The sequence below is a fragment of the Devosia sp. ZW T5_3 genome (assembly GCF_044987315.1).
Taxonomy (GTDB): domain Bacteria; phylum Pseudomonadota; class Alphaproteobacteria; order Rhizobiales; family Devosiaceae; genus Devosia.
Genome location: NZ_JBJDRE010000011.1, coordinates 50220 through 76016 on the forward strand (window position 1 = coordinate 50220; position 25797 = coordinate 76016).

Below are 25797 nucleotides of genomic sequence, written 5' to 3' on the forward strand. Positions count from 1 at the left end.
CAGCCTCCAGTGTCGTTCCGCTAACGCACTGATTTCCGTCGCAGATTCGTGATCTCGAGGATCACGCCGCCCGGATCGGTGTCGCTAGGAACCATTAACACGTCATGATGCCAATGCGCACCCGAATCCGCCAATTCTTCAACATATTCCCTGCCCTTATGCAGCAAGGCCCGGGTTTTGCTGGTGAAAAACGGCTCCATCCAGTCGCAGAGCAGTGGCATTGCCGCCAGTGCGCGGGAGGTTATGACATCAGGCGCTGGTGTTTCACGTGAATCAATCTGGTCGCTGCGCTGCGCAAAAACCGTCACCGCCAAGCCCAGTTCCCGCGCTACAGTGCGGAGAAAGCTGGCCTTTCTGCCATTGGGCTCCACCAGCACGAATCGCTGTGGCCCGCCCTTGAGAGCAATAGCCAATGGCAGCGCCGGGAAGCCACCACCGCTGCCCAGGTCCATGAAATTATGATCACCCTCCCGCAATAGCGGAAGAATCTGCAGGCTGTCGGCAAAATGTCGGGTCCATACCTGGTTCAGTGTTTCACGTGAAACAAGATTCTGTACCGCCTGCCACTTACGCAACAGCTGAGCATAGGATTCCAGATCGGCAGTGACCGCATCGGGGGACCGCACAAAGTGCGGCGCGTATTTAAGAGAGGCAGCAGTTTCAGACATCAACTCGCCTTGCGCAGCTCGCCGCGACGAATCACCGACAGCAACAGCGTAATGGCCGCAGGTGTCATCCCATCCAGTGCCTGTGCCTGTGCAATGGTCTGGGGCTGGTGCTGTTGCAGCTTCTGCCGCAGCTCGATAGAGAGACCGGGGATCGCTGCATAGTCCAGCCAATCGGGAATGCCCCGCTGCTCATCGCGGCGCACCGAGGCGATGTCTGCACGCTGACGTTCCAAATAGACAGCATATTGCGCATCGACCACCAGCTGCTCGATGGTCGTCGCATCGATCTGGGCAATCTCTGGCCAAAGTCGCGTAACATCATCCGGTGTCACGTCCGGATAAGACAGGAGATCAAAGGCCGAGCGCGCCTTGCCATCTTCGTTGACGGCAATGCCGGCCTTGCGGGCGGCACTGGGCGACACGCTCAATGTTTCGAGCAACTTACGCCCGCTCTGCAAACCGTCTGCCTTGCGGCGGAACATAGATTCACGTTGCTCGCCGACCAATCCGGTTTCGATCCCGGTCTGGGCCAGGCGCTGATCGGCATTATCGGCGCGCAGATAGAGCCGGAATTCGGCGCGCGAGGTGAACATGCGATAGGGCTCGGACACACCGCGCGTCACCAGATCGTCCACCATCACGCCAAGATAGCTTTCGGTGCGCGACAGGGTCAGCGCTTCGGCACCACGAGCCGCCAGGGCGGCATTGGCGCCGGCCAGCAGGCCCTGCGCGCCAGCTTCTTCATAGCCGGTCGTGCCATTGATCTGGCCGGCCAGGTAAAGGCCCGGTTGCTTCTTGACCTCAAGCGTCAGCCGCAGCTCGCGCGGATCGACATAATCATATTCGATGGCATAGCCGGGGCGGACGATCCGCACATTTTCGAGCCCCGGCATGGACTTCAAAAACGCGTCCTGCACATCGGCCGGTAGCGAGGTCGACAGGCCATTGGGATAGATCGTGCTGTCGTCGAGCCCTTCGGGCTCAAGGAAAATCTGGTGGCTGTCGCGATCGGCGAAGCGCACCACCTTGTCCTCGATGGACGGGCAATAACGCGGACCCCGGCTCTGGATGCGGCCGGAATACATGGCAGAGCGATGCAGATTGTCCGAGATGATTTTATGGGTCTCGGCCGTGGTGCGGGTGATGTGGCAACTCACCTGCGGCGTGGTGATCGCGGTCGTCAGTGCAGAAAACGCCTCGGGCGGATTATCGCCAGGCTGCTCTTCAAGGGCAGAAAAATCGATGGAGGTGCCATCGAGGCGTGCCGGAGTTCCGGTCTTGAGACGGCCGAGATTGAGGCCAAGCGCCTCAAGCCGGGTGGAGAGGCCCAGCACGGGCTTCTCTCCAACGCGGCCAGCAGGCACGGTTTCTTCGCCGCGATGGATCAAGCCGCGCAGGAAGGTGCCGGTGGTCAGGACCACTGCTTTCGTGGAAATCTGGCGACCGTCCAGCAGAACGACGCCGCTGACCACGCCGTCCGTGAGGACGATGTCATCGACCTCGCCCTCGATGACATCGAGATTGGGCTGAGCGGTGATCGCCGCCTGCATAGCCTCGCGATAGAGCTTGCGGTCGGCCTGGGCACGGGGGCCGCGCACGGCTGGACCCTTGCGACGGTTGAGCACACGAAACTGAATGCCGGCCTGATCTGCGACGCGGCCCATTAGCCCATCCAGCGCATCGATCTCGCGCACCAGATGGCCTTTGCCGAGGCCGCCAATAGCAGGATTGCAGCTCATTTCGCCGATGGTCGCGAATTTGTGGGTTATCAGGGCCGTGGGAACACCCAGACGTGCCGAGGCCGCGGCAGCTTCGCAGCCCGCATGACCGCCTCCGACAACGATGACTGCATAGTCGCGCATGATAAAATCTCCGGCGCGCCCTCATAGGCCAATGTTTCACGTGAATCAATTCACGGCGCCGCAGGGCCGTGTTTCACGTGAATCACTTGCCGATGCAAAAACTCATAAACAGCCGGTCCAGGACGCGCTCGGCATCAAGCCGACCCACCAGCCGCTCCAGCGCGAATGAAGCTTGGCGCAGGTTCTCGGCGGCCAGTTCCATATCATCCAGGCGGGTCGTGGCAGCGTCAAGGGCCGTGCTGGCGTCCTGCAGTGCCAGCCGGTCGCGTTCACGGCTCAGCAGAGCGGGCTCACCCGTCCCCAGCGTTTGCCCAATAGTGCGAAGACGGGCAAAAAGCTGATCAAGGCCAGCGCCTGTTTGTGCGGAGACGGCGATGTCTGCTGTAGCATCCGCGCCGCCAAGATCGGACTTGGTTGCTATGTGCAGCATGGGGACGGAAACAGTCGGCGGCGTCATATCAGCGGTATCTGGCGCGGTCAGCCACAGCACGATGTCGGCCAACTCGATGGCGTGACGGGCTCGGCGCACGCCTTCCGCCTCGGCCTTGCTGTCAGTCTCGCGAAGGCCGGCAAGGTCCAGCAGCACAAAGAGCTGGCCGGCAATGTCGAGCGGTACTTCGCGGACATCGCGGGTGGTACCGGCCTCGTCGGTGACAATAGCGATATCGGAACGCGCCAAGGCATTGAGCAGACTGGATTTTCCGGCGTTGGGGACACCGGCCAGCGCCACCCGAATGCCCTCGCGGACGATGCGGCCATGCTCAATCGAGGCCAACGCCGTTTCAATGCTGGCTTTCAACGCCGAGATGTCGTCGCCGAATTGGGGCGGTAGACCATCGGCAACATCGCCTTCGTCGGAAAAATCGAGCCGCGCTTCAATTTCGGCCCGCAGATCAAGCAGTCGATTGCGCCAATCATCGATCTGCCGCGATAGACCACCCTCGAAACGAGCCAGGGCCTGGCGCCGCTGGTTTTCCGTTTCGGCTTCCAGCAGATCGCCAAGACCTTCGATTTCAACCAGGTCCAGCTTGCCATTCTCGAAGGCACGGCGGGTGAATTCGCCAGCCTCGGCCAGGCGGGCACCCTGCCCGGTCAGCAATTTGAGGATGGCGCGAACGCCCGCCGGTGAACCATGCACCTGCAATTCGGCGCAGTCTTCGCCGGTAAAGCTATGGGGCGCAGGAAAGAAGGCAACCAGGCCACGATCGAGGACGGAACCCAGACCAATCGGTCGAAGCACCATGCGACGCGGTTCGGGGACGTTGCCAGCCACCAGGGCGAGGATTTGGGGGACGGCGGGACCGGAGAGCCGGATCACCGCGACGCCCGAGGGCGGTGCCCCGGAGGACAACGCCACGATTGTATCGCCTGACCGCATCGGATCAGACGGCAATAGGCGCGGCGAAAGCTCGCGACGCGCCCATATGCTTTAGGTATTCATCGAATCGAAGAAGTCGGAATTCGTCTTGGTTTGGCGGATCTTGTCCATCAGGAATTCCATGGCGTCGATCGTGCCCATCGGGGTCAGGATACGGCGCAACACATACATCTTCTTCAGGATATCGGGCTCGACCAACAGCTCTTCCTTGCGGGTGCCGGACTTGGTGATGTCCAGCGCCGGAAAGACGCGCTTGTCGGCGACCTTACGGTCCAGAATAATTTCCGAGTTACCCGTGCCCTTGAATTCTTCAAAGATCACTTCGTCCATGCGCGAACCGGTATCGATCAGCGCCGTCGAAATAATGGTCAGCGAACCGCCATCTTCGATATTGCGCGCGGCGCCGAAAAAGCGCTTGGGGCGCTGCAAAGCATTGGCATCCACGCCACCGGTCAGCACCTTGCCCGAGCTTGGCACAACAGTGTTGTAGGCGCGGCCGAGACGCGTGATAGAATCGAGCAGGATCACCACGTCGCGCTTGTGTTCGACCAGGCGCTTGGCCTTTTCGATCACCATTTCAGCGACCTGAACGTGGCGGCTGGCTGGCTCGTCAAAGGTCGAGGAAATGACTTCGCCACGCACCGAGCGCTGCATGTCGGTCACTTCTTCGGGGCGCTCGTCGATGAGCAGCACGATGAGATAGCATTCGGGGTGATTGGTCGCGATAGATTGTGCAATATTCTGCAACAATACCGTCTTACCAGTACGCGGGGGCGCAACAATCAACGCACGCTGGCCTTTGCCAAGTGGCGCCACCAGATCGAGGATTCGGGCCGAACGATCCTTCAAAGTGGGATCAGGCAGCTCCATGCGGAGCCGTTCTTCGGGATAGAGTGGGGTCAGGTTATCGAAGTTGACCTTGTGGCGGACCGCCTCGGGATCTTCGAAATTGATGGTCGAAACCTTGAGCAGCGCGAAATAGCGCTCGCCTTCCTTGGGAGAGCGGATTTCGCCCTCGACCGTGTCGCCGGTCCGCAAGCCGAAGCGGCGGATCTGGCTGGGGCTGACATAGATATCGTCGGGACCGGGGAGGTAATTGGCGTCGGGAGAGCGCAGGAAGCCAAAACCGTCCGGCAGCACTTCGACCACGCCTTCCCCGGTAATGTCGATATCCCGAGCCGCCAGCTCCTTGAGAATGGCAAACATCAATTCCTGTTTGCGCATGGTCGAGGCATTCTCGACCTCGTGTTCTTCGGCGAACACCAGCAATTCGGCCGGAGATTTGGCCTTGAGCTCGCTGAGCTTCATATTCTGCATGTAGCGGATGGACCCTTGAGGGAAATCGAAAAGAGCGTTGAGGCTATTTTGGGAGGGTGGGCACCGCGCAGCGACTTGGGAAGTCAGCTTTGAGTCTCGGGTGCGTTGGCCATCATGTAGCGTGATCCCGGCCCGATTTCAAGATCGAAACACGAACGCCCGAACCGGATTCACGTGAAACAGGATTTCAGAACGGCCGCGCGATCACCGCGATGACGATGATGATCATCAAAACCGTGGGCACTTCGTTGATGATGCGGAAGTACTTTTGCGGCTTGGTGTTCTTGTCCCCAGCGAATTCGCGGCTGTGCCGAGCCAGAATCCCATGGCAAGCGGTGAGCGCCAAAACGCAGACGGCCTTCAGATAGGGCCAGCCGGCGCTCCAATCGACCGCACCCAAAGCCACCATCCAAAGACCAAAAATCCAGGTGGCAATCATGGCCGGGGTGATGATGCCGCGCAGCAGCCGGCGTTCCATGATTTTGAAGGTCTCGGATTTGTCCGAGCCGATCTCGGCCACAGAATGATAAACGAAGAGCCGCGGCAGATAGAGCATGCCGGCCATCCAGGCGATGACGGCGATCACATGGCCCGCCTTGATCCATTCCATTTGGGTGAACTCCTCAACAGTTCAGTTTCTTTGGTCCGCTAGCCGTTTTTGACCAGCTCGACCAGGCGCTCGACATGGGCAATCGGCGTCTCGGGAACGATGCCATGGCCCAGATTGAAAATATGCGGCCGATCGGCAAAGGCGGCAATGATCTGGCGGGCCCGATCTTCCATCTGCGCGCCGCCGGCCACCAGCCGCAGCGGATCAAGATTGCCCTGCACGGGAAACCCGGCCGGGACGTGCTTGGCGGCAAACTCCAGCGGGGTGGCATAATCAAGCCCGACGGCATTAACGCCCGTCGCCGCGACATAGGCCGCGATATTGCCAGCCGCACCCCGCGGAAAGCCGATGATCGGCGCATTGGGCACCCGGGCGCGAACGCCTTCGACAATGCGGCGATTGGGATCGATGACCTGGCGGCTAAAGGCCTCATCGTCCAGGTTCAGCGCCCAGCTTTCAAACAGCTGCACCACATCGGCGCCCGCAGCAAATTGGGCGACGAGATAGTCGATACTGGTTTGCACCAGCACATCCATCAGAGCCGCAAAGGCCTCAGGGTGCCGCAGGGCAAACAATCGCGCGGCGGCCTGGTCGGGTGAGCCCCGGCCGCCAATCATGTAAGTCGCTACCGTCCAGGGCGAACCGCAGAAACCGATCAGGGTCTTATCGGGAGCAAGCCCAGCGCGAACCCGACGCAGGGTTTCAAACACCGGCGCCAAATGCTCCAAAGCCCGCTCGGGCTGCAATTGCCCGATTGTCTCGGCAGTCACTGGCTCAAGGACAGGCCCTTCCCCAGCCTCAAAGCGCACCGATTGGCCCAGGGCGTCGGGAATGACCAGAATGTCGGAGAACAGGATGGCTGCATCGAGCGGGAAACGGCGCAGCGGCTGTAGCGTGACTTCAGCAGCCAGCTCTGGCGTGTAGCAGAGATCGAGGAACCCGTTGCTCTTGGCGCGCAGCTCGCGATATTCCGGCAGGTAGCGACCAGCCTGTCGCATGATCCAGATCGGCGGTCGCTCCTGGCGCTCGCCCAGCACTGTTGCCAGCAAAGGTTTGTGGGCCACAGCGCTCATTCGATCACCCCTTCCAAAACCCCTAAAGAGAATCTTGTTCTTAGTATTTGTATTATCATGGCGGTGTTTTGGATGAATTCATCGCCGTCCACAATCGCCCATCGCGGTGACACAAGGGCGCAGCGCAGAGGTTAACAGGGTGTTAATCCAAATCACCCGGACCCAGATCTTAACAAAAGGTAAATAGTTAACGCCGCCTTAAGAACGTGAGTCCCGAGTCAACGATTCGATTCCGCCTGTGCGAATCCGCTTGATAGAACGACCGTGCCCCAGACCGGTTTTCCCCAGAGCTATCCATAGTCCTCGCAGCCTCTGCCCCCGAGTCCAACTGTTAATGTTTAATTTACCAAGTCGAACAAGTTTGGCCGCGAGCCAAAACCATGAGTCATTATCACAGGGAAGGCTTGAGCTGTGGATGACAGTGTGGAAAACATGGGCCCATGCTGATCCTAGCCTCCCAAAGCCAGACGCGAAAAACCCTGCTGCAACAAGCCGGTTTGCGGTTTTCGACCCAACCCGCCGCCATTGACGAACGCGCCATCGAAACCGCGGCTTTGGCCAATGGCGCCGATGCCCGCGACGTGGCTTTGCTGCTGGCGCAAAAGAAGGCCGAAGCGGTCTCAAATGTTAACCCCGGCGCCTTTGTTATCGGGGCCGATCAGACCCTGGCGCTGGGCACCGAGCTTTTGCACAAGCCGGCCGATCGTGCCGCCGCCGCCGCCCAGCTCGACCACCTCAAGGCCAAGACCCATCGCCTCCATGCCGGGGTGACTTTGGTGCGCGATGGCCAGGTTTTGTGGTCTGATCTCCAGACCGCAGAACTCACCATGCGCGATTTCTCCGCCGAAGAGCGCGAGGATATTCTGGATCGCGAAGGTACCGCGGCGCTCAATTCGGTGGGCGGCTACCGGCTCGAGGGACCGTCCATCCGGCTGTTCGAAACCGTGGCCGGCGATTATTTCACCATTCTGGGCCTGCCGCTTTTGCCGCTCCTGGCGGCTTTGCGCGCCATTGCGCCCGAACTTCTGGCCGGAAAGCCATCAGCGTGACCACCAAAGCCTTTGTTATTGGGCATCCCATCGCCCATTCGCGCTCGCCCTTGATTCATGGCACCTGGATCGCCGAACACGGCATCGACGGCAGCTATGAGGCCATCGACGTCGCCCCGGCCGAACTGCCCGGCTTTTTCGAGCGGCTACGGGAGGGTGAATTTGCTGGCGGCAATGTCACCATTCCACACAAGGAAGCGGTGTTTGCCCTCTGCGACAGCGTCGATCCGCTGGCCAGGACCATTGGGGCCGTTAACACTTTGGTGGCGCGTGCCGGCAAGGTGCATGGCACCAATACCGACTATCTCGGCTTTTTGGGCAATCTCGATGCGGCGGCGCCCGATTGGTCCGCGGGCAAAAGCACCGCCATTGTGCTGGGTGCCGGCGGCGCGGCGCGGGCCATTCTGGTGGCGCTGAAAAGCCGGTCTATTCCCGTCATTCTGCTCAACCGTACAAGGGCCACTGCGGACCGCCTGGCCAGGGACATTGGCGGCGATATCAGCACGGGTGGGTTGGCTGATTTCAATGCCGCCGCGCCATCCGCGGGCCTGGTGGTCAACACCACCTCCATTGGCATGCATAGCAGCCGCTTTGAGGGCTTTGATCTCGATCTGCTCCCGTCGGACGCTCTGGTCACCGACATTGTCTATGCGCCCCTCGTGACGCCGCTACTGGCCGATGCCAAGGCGCGCGGCTTGCGGATCGTGGATGGGCTGGGCATGCTGCTGCATCAAGCCGTGCCGGGGTTTGAAGCCTGGTTCGGGATTCGACCCTCGGTGACCAAAGACTTGCGCACCAGGATCGAAGCCACGCTGGAGCATTGAGCATGTGGCGCATCGGCATTACCGGATCGATTGCCACCGGAAAATCGACGGTACTCAGGGCTTTTGCCGACCTGGGCGTACCGGTCTTTTCCGCCGATACCGCGGTGGCCGAACTCTATGAGGCCGAGGCCGTAGCGCCGGTCGAGGCTCTCTTTCCCGGCGTCACCCATGACGGCCGCATCGACCGTGCCCTGCTCTCCAAGAAACTGGGTGAAGACCCCGCCGGCTTCAAGCGGCTCGAAGCTGTGGTGCACCCTTTGGTCCGCGGCCGCATCGCGCAATTTCTCGACACGGCCGAGACCCAGGGCCACGCGCTGGCGGTGGTGGAAGTGCCGTTGCTGTTCGAGAGCGGCCATGATTATGGCTTTGACGCCATCGCCGTGACCTTTGTCGATGAGGCCATCCAGCGCGAGCGGGCGCTGGCGCGGCCGGGGATGTCCGTGGAAAAGCTCAACACCATCCTTGCCCGCCAGACTCCTCAGGCCGAAAAGAAGAGACGCGCCACCTATCTCTTCGATACCGGCAGCTCCGCCGCCCAGACCCAAAAAGAGGTCGCCGCGCTGGTCGCCGCTATCCGCGCCAAAGGGCCAGAAAAATGAACCGCGAGATCGTGCTCGATACCGAAACCACGGGCCTGTCGCCCGCCGATGGCGATCGGCTGGTGGAAATCGGCTGCGTCGAGCTGATCAACCACATCCCTTCGGGCCGGCACTATCACGTCTATATCAATCCGCAGCGCTCCATGCCCGAAGAGGCCTTCCGAGTGCATGGCCTATCGGAAGAATTCCTGTCCGATAAGCCGCTCTTTTCGGCGGTGGCCGGCGACTTTCTCGATTTCATCGGCGACGCCAAGCTGATCATCCATAATGCGGCCTTCGATATCGGCTTTCTCAATGCCGAGCTGAAAAAGGCCGGCCGGCCGATCCTGGCCAATGAAGTGATCGATACGGTCATGGTGGCGCGGGCCAAGCATCCCGGCTCGCGGGTGAGCTTGGATGCCTTGTGCAAGCTCTATGGCATCGACAATTCCCGCCGCACGCTGCATGGCGCTTTGCTCGATAGCGAGATCCTGGCCGAGGTCTATCTCGAGCTGATCGGCGGCAAGCAGGTCAGCCTGGCGCTGATTGCGGAAAACCGCGTCTCGGGCGCCGACGCCATTGCCGCTCGCGCCGATGTGGCGCCACGGCCGGTGCCGCTGGTGCGCAAGATTAGCGAGGCCGAGCGTGCCGCGCATGCCGCCATGGTGGCCAAGCTGGGCCCCGATTCGCTCTGGGCGCAATACGACAGCGAAGTGGCCGCCGCCGAATAGAAAAACCCCGGACCATGGATCCGGGGTTTGCTTCATCACAGAACCAAAACGGCCAAAATCAATTTGGCTTGTCGGTCTCGGCATTGGCGGCGGTCAGCGGAGCCGCGCCCTGCTTGGCGGCGAGCTGGGCCAGGTTCTGGCGATAGATGGCAGCGAAATCGACCGGCTCCATCATCAGCGGCGGGAAACCGCCCTGCTGGGTGACGCTGGCGAGCACCTGACGGGCAAACGGGAAGATCAGGCGCGGGCACTCGATCATCAAAAGCTGGCTGAGCTGGGCTTCGGGCACGTTCTTGAGGCGGAACACGCCGCCATAGACCAGCTCGACATTGAACAGCACGACGGTTTCGCGATTGGCCTTGGCGTTCAGCGTCAGCTCGACGGCATAGACGTCATCGGCCTGCTTCTTGACGCCGACCGAGATCGACACGTTGAAGGCCGGATTGCCGCCACCGGCCATGATCGAGCCCGGCGCGCCGGGATTTTCGAAGGAGAGGTCGCGAATATACTGACCCACCAAGTTCATGGAGGGCAAATTGCTGGCCTGGGGTGCTGCGGCGCCCTGGTTCTCGTCAGCCATTCTCTAGTCCTTTGCGGCAATATCGTTGCCGGGGTGGCTAGCATCTTTGGCCCTGTGCCACAAGCGCAGCGCCCGCTCCGGCGTCATTTCGGCCGATAGTCTTCTTCATCCAGATCAATGGTGCCCGGCCCGTGAATACGGCCGTCTTGCGGATCGCGTTGGCTCCGATAACTGGCCGTCTCGACCACGGTGACGCGACTGGCCAGAGCATCATAAATCCAGCCACGCACCGGCGGCAGCAAGAGCGCCAAAGCCAGGATATCGGTGAGAAAGCCCGGCAGGATCAGCATCAGCCCGGCCAGCCCGATCATCATCGTGTCGGCAATGGTGCGGGCCGGCAATTGGCCGGCGCTGATATTGCCGCGCAATTGGTTGACCACGCTCAAGCCCTGCTGGCGCAGCAACATGGCGCCGAACACAGCCGCTGCGATCACCAGCGCCAGGGTGGGGAACAGGCCGATGGTCTGCCCCACCTTGATGAACAGGGCGATTTCCACAATCGGCAGCAACAGCAGACCCAGGGCGAAAAAACGAGCCAAAGGCGGACATCCTTCCGGTAAAACCGCGTCACGCCGCGGCAAATTGCAACTCGCCCCATCGTGAACTGGTTTTGAGGTGAGGCTTTGCCTATATATAGGCCAATATCCGCGCTCAGCGAGCGTCACCCGTGTCGATTTTCCGATGCGTCTTGCGCAAGGTACCCATTGATGGCCGAATTTCTAGATCTTCCGACCCTCATCGTCATCGCTGTCGCGGTGTTCGTCCTGTTCAGATTGCGCTCCGTGTTGGGCACCCGCACGGGAAATGAACGCCCGCCGGTCGAGCGGCGCAAACCGGCCGACGCCCCGGCGACCGATGATACGGTCGTGCCGATGCGCCCCCGACCTAGTGCTGCCGCCCCAGATCTGGACGACGAGCGCCGCGCCCGCAAGACCGAGGCGGAGATCGAACAACTCTCCCATGGCGATGCGGATCTCGCCACCGGCCTGCGCCAGGTGGTCGAGGCCGATCCGACCTTCTCGCCCAAATCCTTCCTCGATGGCGCCAAGCAGGCCTATGAGATGATCGTCACCGCCTTTGCCTCGGGCGATCGCACCACGCTCAAGAACCTGCTTGAAAAAGACGTGTTCGACGGCTTCCAGCGCGTCATTGCCGACCGAGAGGCAGCCGGCCAGACCGTCGATTTCACCTTTGTCGGCCTGCCCAAGGTGGAAATCTCGGAAGCCGAATACGATAAGAAGAATATCCTGATCACGGTACGTTTCCATGCCGAAGTGGTGTCGGCCACCCGCGACAAGGATGCCAATCTGATCGAGGGCAATGCCGATCAGGTGCAGACCGTGGCCGACGAATGGACTTTTGCGCGTAATCCCAAATCGCGCGATCCCAATTGGAAAGTCACTTCCACCAGCCAGCTCGATTGATCTCAGTGTCCGGCAGGCGTGACCTTGCATGTCCAAGCGTGATTCCAAACGCCTGCCGCACGATTTTCACCTGTGGACGGCTGTTGCCGCCACGGTCGACCCGCTGCGCCGCAAGGGCCTGCTGAAAATGGCCACCGGCCCGCTGCCCCTGCCGGTTGGCGAGCCCCAGCCTGAACTGCCCAAGCCACCGCCGGCGCGCAAACCGCCCCGCAAGGCGTTTTTGCCGCCCTATCAGGCGCCCATGGCCAATAGTCCGCTGCCCGACAAGGCGGTGGAGCCGTCGGTGCGCAAAAAGGTGGTGCGCGGCCGGATCGAGATCGATGGCACGATCGATCTGCATGGTATGACCCAGAATGAGGCGCGCGGCGCTTTGTACCGCTTCATCCAGGCGCGCTTTGCCCGGGGTGACCGCACCATATTGGTCATCACCGGCAAGGGCCTCAAGACCGACAATGATTATATCGCGGCCATGAGCGAGCGCGGTGTGTTGCGCACCATGTTGCCGGTCTGGCTCAATGAACCGAGTCTGGCGCCGCTGGTTTCGGGATGGAGCATTGCGGCCCGTGGCCACGGCGGAGAGGGGGCGTGGTATGTGCGCCTGCGCCGCTCATGACCCCGCTTGGCGCAAAAATCCGGGCGCTGCGCGAAGAACGCGGCATCTCGCTCAAGGAGATGGCTGCGGCGCTCAATGTGTCGAGTGCCTATCTGTCGGCGCTCGAGCATGGAAGGCGCGGCAAGCCGACCGGCTTTCTGTTGCACCGGATGATCACGTTCTTCAACGTCATCTGGGACGAGGCCGAAGAGCTGCAGCGCTTGGCTGAACTGAGCGACCCCAAGATTACCATCGACACCGGCGGTCTGGTGCCCGAGGCGACCGAGCTGACCAACCGGCTGGCCAAGGATATCGGCAAGCTCGATCCCGAGGATCTACGGTTTTTGACCAATGAGGTCATGCGGCGGTCGGGGAAGAAGTAGGTCCTTCTTCCCCGCTCTTTCGATCGCCTACAGCACGAACTTGCTCAGATCCGTATCTGCTGCCAGCACCCCAACCTTATCCGCGACGAACGCGGCGTCGATTTTGATGGTTTGGCCCTGCTTGTCCGGCGCGTCGAAGGAGATGTCCTCGACCAGCCGTTCCATCACGGTCTGCAGGCGCCGGGCGCCGATATTTTCGACCGAGTTGTTGACCTTGACGGCCGCATCGGCAATCGCCTCGATGGCGTCCTGGGTGAAGTCGAGCGTCACCCCTTCCGTGCCCATCAGCGCCACATATTGCTTGATCAGGCTGGCATCGGTGCTGGAAAGGATCTGGATGAAATCCTCCCGCGTCAGCGCCTTGAGCTCGACCCGGATCGGCAGGCGGCCCTGCAATTCGGGCAAGAGGTCGCTGGGCTTGGACACATGGAACGCGCCCGAGGCGATGAACAGGATATGGTCGGTACTGACCGGGCCATATTTGGTCGACACCGTGGTGCCTTCGATCAGCGGCAGCAGATCGCGCTGCACGCCTTCGCGGGACGGACCACCGGAGACGCCACCCTCGCGAGCGGCCACCTTGTCGATCTCGTCGATGAAGACGATGCCGTGGTTTTCCACCAGCTCGATGGCCTCGGCCTTGAGCTGTTCCTGATCGAGCAGCTTGTCGGCCTCTTCGGCGATCAGCGGCTCATAGGCATCCTTAACCTTGATCTTGCGCTTGACGCCGCGCCCGCCCATGGCCTGCCTGAACATGTCGGAAAGGTTGATCATGCCGATGCCGCCATTGGGCATGCCGGGGATTTCAAACCCGCCGGTATTGGCCGCGGGCGTCATCTCGATCTCGATTTCCTTGTCGTCGAGCTCATTGTCGCGCAGCTTCTTGCGGAAGCTATCGCGGGTTGACGGCGCGGCGGAATTACCCACCAACGCGTCGAGCACGCGTTCTTCGGCATTGTGATGGGCCTGGGCCTGTACGTCGGCGCGGCGCTTGTCGCGCAGCACGGCAATGCCGGCTTCCACCAGATCGCGGATGATCTGCTCCACGTCGCGCCCGACATAGCCCACTTCGGTGAATTTGGTGGCTTCAACCTTGATGAATGGGGCCTGCGCCAGGCGAGCGAGACGCCGGGAAATCTCGGTCTTGCCGACGCCGGTCGGCCCGATCATCAGGATATTCTTGGGGCTGACTTCGCGCCGCAATTCGGGCGGCAGCTGCTGGCGGCGCCAGCGATTGCGCAAGGCCACGGCCACGGCGCGCTTGGCGTCCTTCTGGCCGACGATATTGCGGTCGAGTTCGGAAACGATCTCGCGCGGGGAAAAATTGGTTTCACTCATTGTTGGTCTCCAGGTGCCTTATCCAGGAAGCGCACCATCAAATGGTCATCGACAAATCGACCGTTGACATAAAAGGCCCGCGGATCGTTGCCGTAGGTCACAAATCCCGTCTTTTCATAGAGACGGATAGCGGGCCGGTTTTCGGCCCAAACGCCCAGATGCACCTGCAACACCTTGCCCCGGGCATGATCGAGCAGCGTTTCGACCAGTGCCTGCGCACAGCCGGTGCCGCGCATCTCCGGGCGCACATACATTTGCAGCAGCCAGCCGCGATGGCGGTCCTTGTCGCCACCGCTCTGATCGAAGGCCACCAGCCCCACGGGGCGGCCGCCTTCGGCAAAGGCACCAAACAAGGTCAGCTGGGTCAGGGTCTCGACCCATTGGCTGGCCGGCCGTGCCGCCGCGCTTTCATAGGTGGCGGCAAAGGCCTCGGGATGCTGTTGCAGGCTTTCCAGCCGCAATTCGCGATAGGCCTCGACATCGTCACCGGTCAGCTGGCGGATGGAATAGCTCACGCGTCGAGCTCGATGGTTTCCAGCGTCACATTGCCATTGGTGTAGACGCAGATTTCCTCGGCGATCTTCATGGCGCGGCGGGCAATGTCCTCGGCATCGAGTTCGATCGCCTGATGCAGGGCCAGAGCCGCCGAATGGGCGTAATTGCCGCCCGAGCCGATGGCGATGACGCCGTGGTCAGGGGTGAGCACGTCGCCCGTGCCGGTCAAAACCAGGGTGTCGGTTTTGTCGGCGACGATCATCATGGCTTCGAGCTTGCGCAGATAGCGATCGGTGCGCCAATCCTTGGCCAATTCGACCGCGGCGCGCATCAATTGATCGGGATATTGCTCAAGCTTGGCTTCGAGCCGCTCAAACAGCGTGAAGGCATCGGCGGTGGAGCCGGCAAAGCCACCGATCACCTTGCCGCCGGCCAGGCGCCGGACTTTCTTGGCGGTGTGCTTCATCACCGTCTGGCCCATGGAAACCTGGCCATCGCCAGCCACTACGACCTTATTGCCCTTGCGCACGGAAACGATCGTCGTCCCGTGCCACCCGGGGAAATTACTGTCACTCATTGGGAAGGTACTCCAGAACTGTTGAGTGATATTTAGGTGACATGAACGCGAATGCAATGCGTGCAAAAGCGCCGCACGGCGCTTGCGCCTGCGGAGACACGGTAACGGGCGGCCTTTGACTCATGCCAGTTTAGTCTAGGGGAGCCAAAGGCCGCCCGTCACGATCCGCTTTTGTGCAGGGTCCGGTTCAGGCGGTACCATTCTTGCAGGTCCGGCTGCCGAGTTTCCAACCCCACTGGACAGGCGCCCCCATCCCACGGCCACCCCGCCCGGCCCTGCGTGGGGACCGGTGACTGGCGGGATGGGGAGATAGTGACATGCGCCCAACGGGGCGGGGATAAGTTTTTGGCGGCGGTGTTGGCGGTGACATCGGAGTACCCCCTCCTAGCCTCCCCCTGATAGGGGGAGGGATCTCTCCACTCTTGGAACTGGATCGCGTTTTAACCACAAGGCGGTCCCTCCCCCTATCAGGGGGAGGCTAGGAGGGGGTATCCCGATCCCGCAACGCAATCTTTATGCCTCTGCGCTTATCTGCTAGAGAGCCCCGACCTTCGGAGACACGCCAATGCGCACCGCCACGATCGCCCGCAAGACCAACGAGACCGAGATATCCGTCTCGATCGATCTCGATGGCACTGGCGCGCATAACATGGCGACCGGCATCGGCTTTTTCGATCACATGCTGGACCAGCTTTCCCGCCACTCGCTGATCGACATGGATGTGTCCTGCAAGGGCGATCTGCACATCGATTTCCACCACACGGCGGAAGACGTGGGCATTGCTATCGGCCAGGCGATTGCCCAAGCGCTGGGCGACAAGAAGGGCATTCGCCGCTATGCCTCCTGCGACCTGCCCATGGACGGCACGCTGACCCGCGCCGCGCTGGATGTGTCCGGCCGCCCGTTCCTCGTGTTCCGCGCTGAATTCAGCCGCGACAAGGTGGGCGAGATGGATACCGAACTGTTTCGGGAATTTTTCCAGGCCTTTGCCATGAATGCCGGCATCACGCTGCATATCGAGAACTTCTACACCGACAATAACCATCATCTGGCCGAGTCGATGTTTAAGGCCGTGGCCCGTGCTCTGCGCGACGCCGTCGAGATCGATCCGCGTGCGGCCGATCGCGTGCCCTCGACCAAGGGCGTGCTGTAGGCTTTTGTTTTCCGGCCTTTTGCACTAAATCCACCCCAACCACGGTGTCACCTCGGCGCAGGCCGGGGCCCATCCTGAGATCTCAAGATGGATCCCGGCCTGCGCCGGGATGACATCGAGTTTTTGGAGCGTTCAGTGACCCTCTTCGCCATTTTCGATCCCAAGCCCGGTCTGTCCTCTGCCCCGGCCGCCATCCCGGAGAAATTCTCCTGGTTCGCGGCCCTGTTGCCGCCGCTCTTTGCGCTGGTGCATGGGCTCTGGCTTGAGCTGATCGGCTTTGTCGTGGCGCTGGTGGCTTTGAGCTTTGCCGCGCCCTGGCTCGGCGCCGACGCGACCATCTGGCTCTATATTTTGTTTGCCGTGGCCATCGGCTTTGCCGCCCCCGGCCTGCGCCGGCATAACCTTGCCTCACGCGGCTGGCGTCATCGCGGCGACCGCGTGGCAGGCGACGCGGATCTGGCGCGGCTCGGTGCGCTGGAGAGCCGCTCATGAGCCTGGTCACCATTATCGATTACGGCGCGGGCAATCTGCACTCGGCCGCCAAGGCGTTCGAGCGCATGGCGGCATGTCTCGATGACCGCCCGATTGTGGAAGTCACCTCCGATCCCGACCGCGTGCGGCAGGCCGATCGCATCATGCTGCCCGGCGTCGGCGCCTTTGCCGAATGCAAGGCGGGTCTCGATGCTGTTGATGGCATGGTCGAGGTTCTGCAGGAGCGGGTGATCGCTGGGGGCGTGCCTTTCCTCGGGGTCTGCGTCGGCATGCAATTGCTGGCCAGCGAAGGCCGTGAAAAACTCGTGACGCCGGGTCTCGGCTGGATTGCCGGGGCGGTCGAAAAGCTGACCCCATCCGATCCGGCGCTAAAAATTCCGCATATGGGCTGGAACACCATTTCGGTGCTGCGCCCCCATGCTCTGCTCGCCGGCATTCCCACCGGGCCCGATGGGCTGCACGCCTATTTCGTGCACTCCTATCACCTGGTGACGGACGGGCCGGAGACGTTGGTCGCTACCGCCGATTATGGTGGTCCGGTCACCGCCTGCGTGGCGCGCGACAATATTTTTGGCACCCAGTTCCACCCGGAAAAAAGCCAGGCGCTGGGCCTCAAACTGATCGAGAACTTTTTGCGGTGGGCGCCATGATCCTGTTTCCAGCCATCGACCTCAAGGACGGCCAATGCGTGCGCCTCAAGCTGGGCGACATGAACCAGGCCACCGTGTTCAATGACGATCCGGCGGCGCAGGCCAAGAGCTTTGAGGACCAGGGGTTCGAATATCTGCATGTCGTCGATCTCAACGGTGCCTTTGCCGGCGAAAGCGTCAATGGCGCGGCCGTCGAAGCCATCCTCAAGACGGTAAAGTTCCCCGTCCAGCTGGGTGGCGGTATTCGCAATCTTGGCCATATCGAAAGCTGGCTCGACAAGGGCCTGGCTCGCGTCATCCTCGGCACTGTGGCAGTGCGCGATCCGGCCTTGGTGAAAGAAGCAGCCACTAAGTGGCCCGGTCAGGTCGCTGTCGGCATCGATGCGCGGGGGGGCATGGTGGCGGTCGAGGGCTGGGCGGAGACGTCCGAGCTCAGCGTGATCGAATTGGCCAAGCGCTTTGAAGGCGCTGGGGTCGCGGCCATCATCTATACCGATATCGACCGCGACGGCGTGCTGGCCGGGATCAATTGGGAGTCCACCCTCGAGTTGGCCCGCGCCACCTCCATTCCGGTGATCGCCTCGGGGGGCTTGGCTTCGATGGCCGATATCGAGCGCATGACGCAGCCGGACTATGCGGTGCTCGAAGGCGCCATTTCCGGCCGGGCGCTCTATGACGGGCGGATTGATTCACGTGAAGCATTGGCCCTGTTGCGGCAGGCGTCGCCGGCCAAGCAAGGAAGCGCCGCATGAGTGAGGCTGCCCGGCGCTTTCCCTGGGCCGCCTATTGGATCGTCTGGGCGGTGATCCTGTTCCTGACCATCCTGCCGCTGCTGTCGGTGCTGCTGGCCGCCGCCATTGCCGACGCGCATGGCTGCCGGCTCGATGAGGGGAACGCTCATCCCTGCATCGTCTGGGGCTCGGACTGGGGCACCACGCTCTATGCCATGGCGCTGATGGGCTGGCTGATGATCGCAAGCCTGCCTCTGGGCGGCGGCGCCTTTATCGTCTGGCTCGTGCTATTGATCATCCACCGCCTCGCCTGGGGCCGCGCCGCCAAGGAATCCAAACCATGAGTCTCAAGACCCGCCTGATCCCCTGCCTTGATGTGATGGGCGGCCGCGTGGTCAAGGGCGTGCAATTTGTCGATCTGATCGATGCCGGTGACCCGGTGGCGGCGGCCATTGCCTATGATGCGGCGGGCGCGGATGAGTTGACCTTCCTCGACATCACCGCCAGCCACGAGGGCCGCGACACGATTTTCGACGTGGTGGCGCGCACGGCCGAACATTGCTTCATGCCGGTGACGGTGGGCGGCGGCGTCCGCTCGATCGAGGATATCCGTAAGCTGCTGCTGGCGGGGGCCGACAAGGTCGCGATCAATTCGGCGGCGGTAAACGATCCCGATTTCATCGAACGGGCGGCGGACAAATTCGGCAATCAATGCATCGTCGTCTCGGTCGATGCCAAGCAGCGGCTTGATCAGCGGGTGGGTGGCGACAATCGCAGTGAATGGGAAATTTTCACCCATGGCGGGCGCAAGGCATCGGGCCTCGACGCGGTGGAATTTGCCGTACGCATGGTCGAACGCGGCGCGGGCGAACTGTTGGTGACCTCGATGGATCGCGACGGCACTAAATCGGGGTTCGACCTGGCGCTGACCCGCGCCATCGCCGATGCGGTGGAAGTGCCGGTGATCGCTTCGGGCGGGGTCGGCAGCTTGCAGGACCTGGTCGACGGGGTGAAGCAAGGCCATGCCAGCGCCGTGCTGGCCGCGTCGATCTTCCACTTCGGCACCTTCACCATTCCCCAGGCCAAGCACTATCTGCGCGAGCATGGCGTGGATGTGCGGCTGGACCGGGCCGCCTAACGGCATTGGAGGCATTCATGCCCATGACTCTTGAAACTCTCGACCAGCGCCTGGCTTTGCGCGCTGCGGCTTCGCCGGAGGAAAGCTACACGGCCAAGCTGATTGCCCGCGGCGTGGAGAAATGCGCGCAAAAGCTGGGCGAGGAAGCCACCGAAGCGGTGATCGCTGCGGTCAGCCGCGACAAGCCGGAACTGACCAAGGAAGCCGCCGACGTGCTCTATCACTTGCTGGTGCTGCTGCGCGTCTCGGGCGTGGCGCTGGACGATGTGATGGCCGAACTCGATGCCCGCACGGCCCAATCGGGCCTCGCCGAAAAGGCCGGCCGCAAGGACAATAGCTGAATGAGCAAGCGCAAGGCGCCCGCCCCTTACCACCACTTCACCAAGGCGGAGTGGTCCGCCTTGCGGGCCGACGAGCCGATGACGCTGACCCGCGAGGACGTCGCCCGGCTGCGCACCCTGTCCGACCCGATCTCGCTGGAAGAGGCCGAGGAAGTCTATCTGCCGCTGACGCGCCTGCTCTCCTTCTATGTCGAGGCCATTCAGGGCCTGCATAATGTGTCGGCGCGGTTCCTCGAAACCCCTGATCACAAAGTGCCCTTCATCATCGGCGTGGCCGGGTCGGTGGCGGTGGGCAAATCCACCACGGCGCGTATCCTGCAGGCGCTGCTGCAGCGCTGGCCCTCGAGCCCCAAGGTCGATCTCGTCACCACGGACGGGTTTTTGTATCCCAACGCGGTGCTGACCGAACGCGGCATCATGGAGCGCAAGGGCTTTCCCGAAAGCTATGATCGCGGGCGGTTCGTGGCCTTCCTGTCCGATATCAAATCGGGCAAGGGCAATGTTAAGGTGCCGGTCTATTCGCACCTGGTCTATGACGTGGTGCCGGGCGGGGAAGTCGTGGTCGACCGGCCCGATATCCTGATCGTCGAAGGGCTGAATATTTTGCAGCCCGGCGAGCTCCCCAGGAACGGCAAGCCCATCGTCTTTGCCTCCGATTATCTGGATTTCTCGGTCTATATCGACGCCGATACCGATGATCTCGAGGGCTGGTATCTCGAACGGTTCTTCCGCCTGCGCGAGACCGCGTTCAAGGACCCGACCTCCTATTTCCGCCGCATCGCCGAAATGAGCGAGGCCGAGGCAGAAAGCTTCGGCCGCATGATCTGGCGGACCATCAACCTGCCCAACCTGCTTGAGAACGTGCTGCCGACCCGCGGACGGGCTGATCTCGTGCTCAAGAAGGGTCGGGATCATTTGATCGAGGATGTGCAGTTGCGCCGGGTTTGAGGGCCGCGACCCGCATATTTCAGCGATCGTCATTGCCCGGCTCGTCCGGGCAATCCATTTCAGGGCTGGTGCGGGCTCATAGATGGATCACCCGGACGAGCCGGGTGATGACGGTGGGGTGAGACCGGGGTACGGCCCAGGCGTCAGTTGTCCCCTCAATAGGTCCCGTGCTGGGGTTGGCTTAGCACGATCTGGTTGCCATCGGGATCGCGGAACTTGGCGGTCTTGAAGAAGTCGCCGATGGCCTTGGCGACCGGCACGATGCCGTGCAAGCTCAGCCGGCCCAATTCCTCGGCAATGTCATCGACCACCAGGGTCAGGGCCGAGGCGCCGGCGCGGTCGGCGTCGGTGAACACCTGGATCCAGCCGCCGCCGGGCGTCTTCCATTCGGCCACATCATTGATCGGTCTGGCGTCCGGCATGCGGCCGAACAGGCGCTCGTAAAAGTCGATCGCCTCGCCAATGTCTTCCACGGCAATGCCGGCCAGGGCGTTGGTGATGGTCATGTCGCGTCCTGATTTGGTCTGCGTTTTGCCAACACTAACACGCTCATTGTGTTCCGGTAGCGGTGTTGGCGTTTGCATCCGCCGCTGCTATAGCCGACGTGACTGTTTGGAGATGGACGATGACGCAGCTGAAGGTGATCGTGGCGGGTGCTGGCGGGCGCATGGGCGTGGCCAATATCAAAGCCATCGCCAATCACCCCGATCTGCTGCTGCATGCGGCCATCGGCCGCCCGGGCTCTGCTGTCATCGGCAAGGATGCCGGCTCGTTCGTGGGTGGGGACGCGCTGGGTGTCGCCATCACCGACGATATTGACGCCGTTCTCGATGGCGCCGATGCGATCATCGATTTCACGGCGCCCGGCGCCAGCGTTGCCCTGGCGCAAAAGGCGGCGGCGCGCGGCCTCGTTCATATCATCGGCACGACCGGCTGTTCGGAAGCCGACGACGCGGCGATTGCCGCCGCTGGTGCTGCCGGTGCGCGCATCGTCAAGTCGGGCAATTTCTCCATGGGCATGGTGGTGCTGGCCAATCTGGTGCGCCAGGCCGCTGCCGCACTCGCCGATTACGACGTCGAAATCTTTGAAATGCACCATGCCAAAAAGGTCGATGCGCCTTCGGGCACTGCACTCATGCTGGGCGAGGCGGCGGCAGCAGGCCGCAACGTGTTGCTCAAGGACAAGAAGGTCAGTGGCCGCGATGGCCATACCGGCGCACGCGAGCCCGGCACCATTGGTTTCACCGCTCTGCGCGGCGGCACGGTGATCGGCGATCATATGGTGATCCTGGCTGGGCCCTCCGAGCGGATCGAGCTCAATCACAAGGCCGAAGACCGCACCATCTATGCCAATGGCGCCGCCCGCGCCGTGCTCTGGGCCTATGGGCAGAAGCCGGGCCTTTATTCCATGGTCGACGTGCTCGGCCTTACCGACTGAACAAGGACAATTCCTAAATGACCGGCACCCTGATCCTCGTGCGCCACGGCGAAAGCGAGTGGAACCTCAAGAACCTGTTTACCGGCTGGCGCAATCCGGACCTGACCGAAAAGGGCATTGGCGAAGCCCGCGCCACCGGCAAGGCGCTCAAGGCCAAGGGGATCGTGCCCGATCTCTATTACACCTCCGCCCTGCGCCGCGCTCAGCACACGCTCGACCTGATGCTGGAAGAGATGGACATTCTCAACGTCACCATCACCCGTAATATTGCGCTGAACGAACGCGATTATGGCGACCTGTCGGGGCTCAACAAGGATGATGCGCGCGAGAAATGGGGCGAGGAACAGGTGCTGATCTGGCGCCGCTCGTTCGACGTGCCCCCGCCGGGTGGCGAGAGCCTCAAGGATACGGCCGCGCGCACCCTGCCCTATTACGAGGCTGAAATCCTACCGCTGCTGAAAGCCGGCAAGACCATCCTGATTGCCGCCCATGGCAATTCGCTGCGGGCGCTGGTGATGGCGATCGAGGGGCTGACGCCCGAACAGATCCTGAAGCGCGAAATCGCGACCGGGCAGCCGACGGTTTATAATATCGGGACTGAAGGCCAGCTCGAAGCGCGGATCGAGGTTTAAGGGGGGCCCTGGTCCACCCCAACCCAACCCCGGTTCTCCCTCGGGTCAGGCCCAAGGGAGATGCGGTGGGTTTGGAGGCACGGTGCCTAACTGGGAACCTTCAGCATGGATTCCGGCTTGCGCCGGAATGACACCGTGGTTGGGGGGCTATGTGCCCCAAGGATTCACGTGAAACTTAATGCGCGGCAGAAATTACGCCGGCCTCCCAGCCCAGGATCGCCCGTTTGCGCGGCACGCCCCAGTGATAGCCGGTCAGTGCGCCTGATGTGCCCACCACGCGATGGCAGGGCACGACAAAGCTGATCGGGTTCTTGCCCACCGCCGCGCCCACTGCCCGCGATGCGGTGGGGCGGCCGATATGGTTGGCCACTGCCGAATAGGTCGTCGCCTGGCCCACCGGAATCTTCAGCAGCGTCTCCCAGACCTTGACCTCGAAATCGGTCCCGATCAACACGACCCGCACCGGGCGGTCGGCTGACCAGCGGGCCGGATCGAAGGCCTGGGCGATCATCGGCGCGACCTTGGCGTCATTGCGGGTAAAGCGGGCATTGGGCCAGCGATTGGCCAGATCTTCGAAGGCCTGCTCGATGCTGGTATCGGCATCGGCAAAGCCCAGGCCCGACATGCCATATTCGGTGGCGGTCACTACGGCGAGGCCAAAGGGCGATGGGCCGACGCCCCAGACCATGTCCAGCCCTGCCCCACCAGCGCGGAAAATCCCCGGCGGCATGGCTTCATAGGCGACGAACAGATCGTGCAGCCGCGAGGTCGAGCTGAGACCCACTTCATAGGTGGTGTCGAGCACGCTTTCCCTGGCGCGCAGCAGGCTCTTGGCATGATCGAGCGCCACGGCCTGGGCAAAGCTCTTGGGCGAGAGGCCGCACCAGCGGCGGAACAGGTCGGTCAACTGTCGCTCGGTCAGCCCCAGCGTGCGGGCAAAGCGCGGCAGGTCGGCAACGTCCGGACCATTCTCGCTCAGATAGCGGATGGCGGCCTGGATGGTTTCGTAATCACTATCGGGCGTAAGGGGCATGATCTGGTTCATCGGGACACCCATGATCGGTTTTTTGTCATGGCTTGATCTAGGCATTTGGATCAGCCAAAGCGACCCGATTTTGACGCCTCACGCCCGCGCCTTGCGCAGGGCCGTGCCGAACGCCTTGGCGAAACTGGCCTTGTCATCACTGTTGAGAAAGGCGCCGATTTCCATTTCGTCCCGATTGGCGCGCAGGCGCAGCGCCAGGGTCTTTTCATTGACGTCGCGATCGAGCACCAGCCGCACGGCATTGGGATTGAACCGGCGCAGCACGCGATCGCCCTTGGCATCGACGCTCACCACTTCGAGCTGATCGGACCACAGCCGCACGATCTCGCGCTTCTTGCCCTGACGTGAGGAGAGCAGCAGCGTCGCGCCAATGGCGATCATGTCGAGCACGATAAAGCCGAGCAGCGGTCCGACGCCGGCCGACAGGGCCAGCAGCAGCGGCGACAGGATCAGCAGAATCACCAGGGCGACGACAAGCTGCATTCCCCCCCGTCCCAGCGTACGATGGGGGGTCAGCTCGGCGGCAAACAACGGCGAAGTGGTTGTGGCTTGCATCGGCATGGCTGTCTCTGGGAAAGACTATAGGCGCAGAATCAGTGTCGAGAGAATGGCTGTGGCGAAAAAAGTGAAGAGCCTGCCCAAAGCCGATGTCGAAGCCATCTTCGCCCGGTTCCACGAGATCGAGCCAGAGCCCAAGGGCGAGCTCGATTACATCAACGCTTTTACCCTGCTGGTGGCGGTAGTGCTGTCGGCGCAGGCGACGGACGCCGGCGTCAACAAGGCGACCAAGCGCCTGTTCGAGCTGGCGCCCTCCCCGACGGCCATGGTGGCTTTGGGCCAGGAGCAAATCGAAGCTGAGATCAAGACCATCGGCCTGTTCCGCACCAAGGCCAAGAATGTCTTTGCGCTGAGCCAATTGCTGCTGGAGCGGCACAATGGCGAAGTACCGGAGGATCGCGAGGCGCTGGAGGCCCTGCCCGGGGTGGGCCGCAAGACGGCCAATGTGGTGCTCAATATCTGGTTCAAGCAGCCTACCATTGCGGTGGACACCCATCTGTTCCGTGTCGGCAACCGCACGGGACTGGCGCCGGGCGCGACGCCGCTGGCGGTGGAACAGGCGCTGCTCAAGGTGATCCCGCCGCAATATCTGTTGCATGCGCACCATTGGCTGATCCTGCACGGGCGCTACGTCTGCAAGGCGCGCAAGCCCGAATGCTGGCGCTGCGCTATCGCCGAATGGTGCCGGTTCGAGCCGAAGACGCCGCTGCCGCGGGGCAACTAGGCCACGCCATAGCCCCGCGCCATGGCGGCGGCGAAAATCGGGATCAGCACCAGTATGGCCACTTCGCCATGCAGGAACTTGCGGCTTGCGGCGATTTCGCCGGCGGGCGGAGCAAAGTCTGGCTCGCTGGCCAGACGTTTGCGCCAGCGCAGCAGCGACAGGGTCGGCTGAATCGAGAGCAGGCCCACGACGACAAAGGCCGCCATCTTGGCCCAGAAGGCGAAATTGGTCAGGTAATAGCTCGCCTCCACGCCGCCGAAGAAGACGCGGGTGAAGCCGACAATGATCACCAACGTGGCCACCCCACCATAGGCGCCGTCAATCCGCGCCAGCTGGCTGAGGCGGGTGCCGGCAATGCCTGGTCGTAGCAGGGCGAATTCGGCGGCGATGATGCCGACGAGGGTGAACACGGCCAAATGGTGCGCTATGGCCAGGATCAGTCCGATATCCATTTGCGAGCCCTCGATG

General features: G+C 62.1%; 33 protein-coding genes. 18 read left to right on the plus strand and 15 right to left on the minus strand.

The window, feature by feature from the left end:
* Window positions 1-20 precede the first annotated feature (20 nt).
* The 6 genes from rsmG to hemE all read right to left on the minus strand — a co-directional run bounded on the left by rsmG (window position 21) and on the right by hemE (window position 6908).
* Window positions 21-668, minus strand: coding sequence for a 16S rRNA (guanine(527)-N(7))-methyltransferase RsmG (gene rsmG / locus ACI3KW_RS14580; protein WP_404848671.1), 648 nt, complete (start codon window positions 666-668; stop codon window positions 21-23).
* Complete coding sequence (mnmG, locus tag ACI3KW_RS14585) at window positions 668-2530, minus strand: tRNA uridine-5-carboxymethylaminomethyl(34) synthesis enzyme MnmG (RefSeq protein ID WP_404848672.1); 1863 nt, start codon at window positions 2528-2530, stop codon at window positions 668-670. Before mnmG ends, rsmG begins: the two co-directional genes overlap by 1 nt.
* Before the next feature lie 82 nt (window positions 2531-2612).
* Complete coding sequence (mnmE, locus tag ACI3KW_RS14590) at window positions 2613-3908, minus strand: tRNA uridine-5-carboxymethylaminomethyl(34) synthesis GTPase MnmE (protein WP_404848673.1); 1296 nt, start codon at window positions 3906-3908, stop codon at window positions 2613-2615.
* Window positions 3909-3959: 51 nt separating this feature from the next.
* On the minus strand, window positions 3960-5225 hold the full coding sequence (rho, locus tag ACI3KW_RS14595) for a transcription termination factor Rho (RefSeq protein WP_035099144.1): 1266 nt from the start codon (window positions 5223-5225) through the stop codon (window positions 3960-3962).
* Window positions 5226-5412: 187 nt separating this feature from the next.
* On the minus strand, window positions 5413-5835 hold the full coding sequence (gene hemJ, locus ACI3KW_RS14600) for a protoporphyrinogen oxidase HemJ (RefSeq protein WP_404848674.1): 423 nt from the start codon (window positions 5833-5835) through the stop codon (window positions 5413-5415).
* Window positions 5836-5873: 38 nt separating this feature from the next.
* A complete protein-coding gene (gene hemE, locus ACI3KW_RS14605; protein ID WP_404848675.1) occupies window positions 5874-6908 on the minus strand; it encodes a uroporphyrinogen decarboxylase in 1035 nt (344 codons plus the stop codon).
* Window positions 6909-7348: 440 nt separating this feature from the next.
* On the opposite strand from hemE, the gene ACI3KW_RS14610 reads away from it, so the two are divergent.
* Genes ACI3KW_RS14610 through dnaQ form a run of 4 tightly spaced genes read left to right on the plus strand, consistent with a single transcriptional unit; the run spans window position 7349 to window position 10090 of the window.
* Window positions 7349-7957 (plus strand): Maf family protein, encoded by a 609-nt coding sequence (locus tag ACI3KW_RS14610; RefSeq protein ID WP_404848676.1) that lies wholly within the window; start codon window positions 7349-7351, stop codon window positions 7955-7957.
* Entirely contained in the window at window positions 7954-8781 is an 828-nt protein-coding gene (locus tag ACI3KW_RS14615) for a shikimate dehydrogenase (protein ID WP_404848677.1), read from the plus strand. The genes ACI3KW_RS14610 and ACI3KW_RS14615 overlap by 4 nt, the downstream gene beginning before the upstream one ends.
* Window positions 8782-8783: 2 nt before the next feature.
* Window positions 8784-9380 carry a dephospho-CoA kinase gene (gene coaE / locus ACI3KW_RS14620; RefSeq protein ID WP_404848678.1) on the plus strand — a complete coding sequence of 199 codons (597 nt, stop codon included), beginning with the start codon at window positions 8784-8786 and terminating at the stop codon, window positions 9378-9380.
* Window positions 9377-10090, plus strand: coding sequence for a DNA polymerase III subunit epsilon (dnaQ, locus tag ACI3KW_RS14625; protein WP_262170909.1), 714 nt, complete (start codon window positions 9377-9379; stop codon window positions 10088-10090). Before coaE ends, dnaQ begins: the two co-directional genes overlap by 4 nt.
* 58 nt (window positions 10091-10148) lie before the next feature.
* Here dnaQ and secB read toward each other — a convergent pair whose 3' ends face one another.
* Complete coding sequence (gene secB / locus ACI3KW_RS14630; RefSeq protein WP_113123327.1) at window positions 10149-10670, minus strand: protein-export chaperone SecB; 522 nt, start codon at window positions 10668-10670, stop codon at window positions 10149-10151.
* A gap of 83 nt (window positions 10671-10753) precedes the next feature.
* Window positions 10754-11209, minus strand: a complete 456-nt coding sequence (locus ACI3KW_RS14635) for an FxsA family protein (protein ID WP_404848679.1) — start codon at window positions 11207-11209, stop codon at window positions 10754-10756.
* A 168-nt stretch (window positions 11210-11377) separates the two neighbouring features.
* Here ACI3KW_RS14635 and ACI3KW_RS14640 point away from each other — a divergent pair, with 168 nt between their 5' ends.
* Genes ACI3KW_RS14640 through ACI3KW_RS14650 form a run of 3 tightly spaced genes read left to right on the plus strand, consistent with a single transcriptional unit; the run spans window position 11378 to window position 13069 of the window.
* Window positions 11378-12094: a Tim44/TimA family putative adaptor protein gene (locus ACI3KW_RS14640; RefSeq protein ID WP_404848680.1), complete on the plus strand. Its 717-nt coding sequence runs from the start codon at window positions 11378-11380 to the stop codon at window positions 12092-12094.
* A gap of 28 nt (window positions 12095-12122) precedes the next feature.
* Window positions 12123-12707, plus strand: coding sequence for a Smr/MutS family protein (locus tag ACI3KW_RS14645; RefSeq protein ID WP_404848681.1), 585 nt, complete (start codon window positions 12123-12125; stop codon window positions 12705-12707).
* Window positions 12704-13069, plus strand: a complete 366-nt coding sequence (locus ACI3KW_RS14650; RefSeq protein WP_262170903.1) for a helix-turn-helix domain-containing protein — start codon at window positions 12704-12706, stop codon at window positions 13067-13069. The genes ACI3KW_RS14645 and ACI3KW_RS14650 overlap by 4 nt, the downstream gene beginning before the upstream one ends.
* A gap of 27 nt (window positions 13070-13096) precedes the next feature.
* Here ACI3KW_RS14650 and hslU read toward each other — a convergent pair whose 3' ends face one another.
* The 3 genes from hslU to hslV are packed head-to-tail and all read right to left on the minus strand — an operon-like array spanning window position 13097 to window position 15479.
* Window positions 13097-14407 (minus strand): ATP-dependent protease ATPase subunit HslU, encoded by a 1311-nt coding sequence (gene hslU, locus ACI3KW_RS14655; RefSeq protein ID WP_404848682.1) that lies wholly within the window; start codon window positions 14405-14407, stop codon window positions 13097-13099.
* The gene (locus ACI3KW_RS14660) at window positions 14404-14922 is read right to left on the minus strand and encodes a GNAT family N-acetyltransferase (protein ID WP_404848683.1); all 519 of its coding nucleotides are present in this window, start codon (window positions 14920-14922) and stop codon (window positions 14404-14406) included. Before ACI3KW_RS14660 ends, hslU begins: the two co-directional genes overlap by 4 nt.
* The gene (gene hslV, locus ACI3KW_RS14665) at window positions 14919-15479 is read right to left on the minus strand and encodes an ATP-dependent protease subunit HslV (protein ID WP_404848684.1); all 561 of its coding nucleotides are present in this window, start codon (window positions 15477-15479) and stop codon (window positions 14919-14921) included. The genes ACI3KW_RS14660 and hslV overlap by 4 nt, the downstream gene beginning before the upstream one ends.
* Window positions 15480-16044: 565 nt before the next feature.
* Here hslV and hisB point away from each other — a divergent pair.
* The 8 genes from hisB (at window position 16045) to coaA (ending at window position 20932) form a co-directional block, all read left to right on the plus strand.
* A complete protein-coding gene (gene hisB / locus ACI3KW_RS14670; RefSeq protein ID WP_404848685.1) occupies window positions 16045-16632 on the plus strand; it encodes an imidazoleglycerol-phosphate dehydratase HisB in 588 nt (195 codons plus the stop codon).
* Between the two features lie 135 nt (window positions 16633-16767).
* On the plus strand, window positions 16768-17124 hold the full coding sequence (locus tag ACI3KW_RS14675; RefSeq protein WP_404848686.1) for a DUF2628 domain-containing protein: 357 nt from the start codon (window positions 16768-16770) through the stop codon (window positions 17122-17124).
* Window positions 17121-17774, plus strand: a complete 654-nt coding sequence (gene hisH, locus ACI3KW_RS14680) for an imidazole glycerol phosphate synthase subunit HisH (protein WP_404848687.1) — start codon at window positions 17121-17123, stop codon at window positions 17772-17774. The genes ACI3KW_RS14675 and hisH overlap by 4 nt, the downstream gene beginning before the upstream one ends.
* A complete protein-coding gene (hisA, locus tag ACI3KW_RS14685) occupies window positions 17771-18526 on the plus strand; it encodes a 1-(5-phosphoribosyl)-5-[(5-phosphoribosylamino)methylideneamino]imidazole-4-carboxamide isomerase (protein WP_404848688.1) in 756 nt (251 codons plus the stop codon). Before hisH ends, hisA begins: the two co-directional genes overlap by 4 nt.
* Complete coding sequence (locus tag ACI3KW_RS14690) at window positions 18523-18849, plus strand: hypothetical protein (protein WP_113120568.1); 327 nt, start codon at window positions 18523-18525, stop codon at window positions 18847-18849. Before hisA ends, ACI3KW_RS14690 begins: the two co-directional genes overlap by 4 nt.
* On the plus strand, window positions 18846-19643 hold the full coding sequence (hisF, locus tag ACI3KW_RS14695; RefSeq protein ID WP_404848689.1) for an imidazole glycerol phosphate synthase subunit HisF: 798 nt from the start codon (window positions 18846-18848) through the stop codon (window positions 19641-19643). Before ACI3KW_RS14690 ends, hisF begins: the two co-directional genes overlap by 4 nt.
* 17 nt (window positions 19644-19660) lie before the next feature.
* Entirely contained in the window at window positions 19661-19984 is a 324-nt protein-coding gene (locus ACI3KW_RS14700) for a phosphoribosyl-ATP diphosphatase (RefSeq protein ID WP_404848690.1), read from the plus strand.
* Window positions 19985-20932: a type I pantothenate kinase gene (gene coaA, locus ACI3KW_RS14705; protein WP_404848691.1), complete on the plus strand. Its 948-nt coding sequence runs from the start codon at window positions 19985-19987 to the stop codon at window positions 20930-20932. It begins immediately after the preceding gene.
* A gap of 155 nt (window positions 20933-21087) precedes the next feature.
* Here coaA and ACI3KW_RS14710 read toward each other — a convergent pair whose 3' ends face one another.
* Window positions 21088-21438 (minus strand): VOC family protein, encoded by a 351-nt coding sequence (locus tag ACI3KW_RS14710; protein ID WP_113120565.1) that lies wholly within the window; start codon window positions 21436-21438, stop codon window positions 21088-21090.
* A gap of 128 nt (window positions 21439-21566) precedes the next feature.
* Between ACI3KW_RS14710 and dapB the strand changes: the two genes are divergently transcribed.
* Both dapB and ACI3KW_RS14720 read left to right on the plus strand, forming a co-directional pair.
* Entirely contained in the window at window positions 21567-22370 is an 804-nt protein-coding gene (dapB, locus tag ACI3KW_RS14715) for a 4-hydroxy-tetrahydrodipicolinate reductase (RefSeq protein WP_404848769.1), read from the plus strand.
* 17 nt (window positions 22371-22387) lie between these two features.
* Window positions 22388-23002 carry a 2,3-bisphosphoglycerate-dependent phosphoglycerate mutase gene (locus ACI3KW_RS14720; RefSeq protein WP_404848692.1) on the plus strand — a complete coding sequence of 205 codons (615 nt, stop codon included), beginning with the start codon at window positions 22388-22390 and terminating at the stop codon, window positions 23000-23002.
* 175 nt (window positions 23003-23177) lie between these two features.
* Here the strand turns inward: ACI3KW_RS14720 and ACI3KW_RS14725 are convergent, their stop codons facing one another.
* Together ACI3KW_RS14725 and ACI3KW_RS14730 are read right to left on the minus strand one after the other, a co-directional pair.
* Window positions 23178-24047 (minus strand): methylated-DNA--[protein]-cysteine S-methyltransferase, encoded by an 870-nt coding sequence (locus ACI3KW_RS14725; RefSeq protein WP_404848693.1) that lies wholly within the window; start codon window positions 24045-24047, stop codon window positions 23178-23180.
* Between the two features lie 78 nt (window positions 24048-24125).
* The gene (locus ACI3KW_RS14730; RefSeq protein ID WP_262170882.1) at window positions 24126-24608 is read right to left on the minus strand and encodes a DUF2244 domain-containing protein; all 483 of its coding nucleotides are present in this window, start codon (window positions 24606-24608) and stop codon (window positions 24126-24128) included.
* A 46-nt stretch (window positions 24609-24654) separates the two neighbouring features.
* Between ACI3KW_RS14730 and nth the strand changes: the two genes are divergently transcribed.
* The gene (gene nth, locus ACI3KW_RS14735) at window positions 24655-25329 is read left to right on the plus strand and encodes an endonuclease III (RefSeq protein WP_404848694.1); all 675 of its coding nucleotides are present in this window, start codon (window positions 24655-24657) and stop codon (window positions 25327-25329) included.
* Here nth and ACI3KW_RS14740 read toward each other — a convergent pair.
* Window positions 25326-25781, minus strand: coding sequence for a DUF2214 family protein (locus ACI3KW_RS14740; RefSeq protein ID WP_404848695.1), 456 nt, complete (start codon window positions 25779-25781; stop codon window positions 25326-25328). The two genes, nth and ACI3KW_RS14740, sit on opposite strands and share 4 nt — an antisense overlap.
* Window positions 25782-25797 lie beyond the last annotated feature (16 nt).

Coding starts and splice junctions, on each gene's coding strand:
- nth (WP_404848694.1), top strand. CDS start 24,655: ATGGCTGTGGCGAAAAAAGTGAAGAGCCTGCCCAAAGCCGATGTCGAA.
- ACI3KW_RS14720 (WP_404848692.1), top strand. CDS start 22,388: ATGACCGGCACCCTGATCCTCGTGCGCCACGGCGAAAGCGAGTGGAAC.
- mnmG (WP_404848672.1), bottom strand. CDS start 2,530: ATGCGCGACTATGCAGTCATCGTTGTCGGAGGCGGTCATGCGGGCTGC.
- mnmE (WP_404848673.1), bottom strand. CDS start 3,908: ATGCGGTCAGGCGATACAATCGTGGCGTTGTCCTCCGGGGCACCGCCC.
- hemJ (WP_404848674.1), bottom strand. CDS start 5,835: ATGGAATGGATCAAGGCGGGCCATGTGATCGCCGTCATCGCCTGGATG.
- ACI3KW_RS14710 (WP_113120565.1), bottom strand. CDS start 21,438: ATGACCATCACCAACGCCCTGGCCGGCATTGCCGTGGAAGACATTGGC.
- hisF (WP_404848689.1), top strand. CDS start 18,846: ATGAGTCTCAAGACCCGCCTGATCCCCTGCCTTGATGTGATGGGCGGC.
- ACI3KW_RS14610 (WP_404848676.1), top strand. CDS start 7,349: ATGCTGATCCTAGCCTCCCAAAGCCAGACGCGAAAAACCCTGCTGCAA.
- hisA (WP_404848688.1), top strand. CDS start 17,771: ATGATCCTGTTTCCAGCCATCGACCTCAAGGACGGCCAATGCGTGCGC.
- coaE (WP_404848678.1), top strand. CDS start 8,784: ATGTGGCGCATCGGCATTACCGGATCGATTGCCACCGGAAAATCGACG.
- secB (WP_113123327.1), bottom strand. CDS start 10,670: ATGGCTGACGAGAACCAGGGCGCCGCAGCACCCCAGGCCAGCAATTTG.
- hslV (WP_404848684.1), bottom strand. CDS start 15,479: ATGAGTGACAGTAATTTCCCCGGGTGGCACGGGACGACGATCGTTTCC.
- dnaQ (WP_262170909.1), top strand. CDS start 9,377: ATGAACCGCGAGATCGTGCTCGATACCGAAACCACGGGCCTGTCGCCC.
- ACI3KW_RS14725 (WP_404848693.1), bottom strand. CDS start 24,047: ATGAACCAGATCATGCCCCTTACGCCCGATAGTGATTACGAAACCATC.
- ACI3KW_RS14690 (WP_113120568.1), top strand. CDS start 18,523: ATGAGTGAGGCTGCCCGGCGCTTTCCCTGGGCCGCCTATTGGATCGTC.
- ACI3KW_RS14645 (WP_404848681.1), top strand. CDS start 12,123: ATGTCCAAGCGTGATTCCAAACGCCTGCCGCACGATTTTCACCTGTGG.
- hslU (WP_404848682.1), bottom strand. CDS start 14,407: ATGAGTGAAACCAATTTTTCCCCGCGCGAGATCGTTTCCGAACTCGAC.
- ACI3KW_RS14640 (WP_404848680.1), top strand. CDS start 11,378: ATGGCCGAATTTCTAGATCTTCCGACCCTCATCGTCATCGCTGTCGCG.
- hisB (WP_404848685.1), top strand. CDS start 16,045: ATGCGCACCGCCACGATCGCCCGCAAGACCAACGAGACCGAGATATCC.
- rho (WP_035099144.1), bottom strand. CDS start 5,225: ATGCAGAATATGAAGCTCAGCGAGCTCAAGGCCAAATCTCCGGCCGAA.
- coaA (WP_404848691.1), top strand. CDS start 19,985: ATGAGCAAGCGCAAGGCGCCCGCCCCTTACCACCACTTCACCAAGGCG.
- ACI3KW_RS14730 (WP_262170882.1), bottom strand. CDS start 24,608: ATGCCGATGCAAGCCACAACCACTTCGCCGTTGTTTGCCGCCGAGCTG.
- rsmG (WP_404848671.1), bottom strand. CDS start 668: ATGTCTGAAACTGCTGCCTCTCTTAAATACGCGCCGCACTTTGTGCGG.
- hisH (WP_404848687.1), top strand. CDS start 17,121: ATGAGCCTGGTCACCATTATCGATTACGGCGCGGGCAATCTGCACTCG.
- ACI3KW_RS14740 (WP_404848695.1), bottom strand. CDS start 25,781: ATGGATATCGGACTGATCCTGGCCATAGCGCACCATTTGGCCGTGTTC.
- ACI3KW_RS14700 (WP_404848690.1), top strand. CDS start 19,661: ATGCCCATGACTCTTGAAACTCTCGACCAGCGCCTGGCTTTGCGCGCT.
- hemE (WP_404848675.1), bottom strand. CDS start 6,908: ATGAGCGCTGTGGCCCACAAACCTTTGCTGGCAACAGTGCTGGGCGAG.
- ACI3KW_RS14650 (WP_262170903.1), top strand. CDS start 12,704: ATGACCCCGCTTGGCGCAAAAATCCGGGCGCTGCGCGAAGAACGCGGC.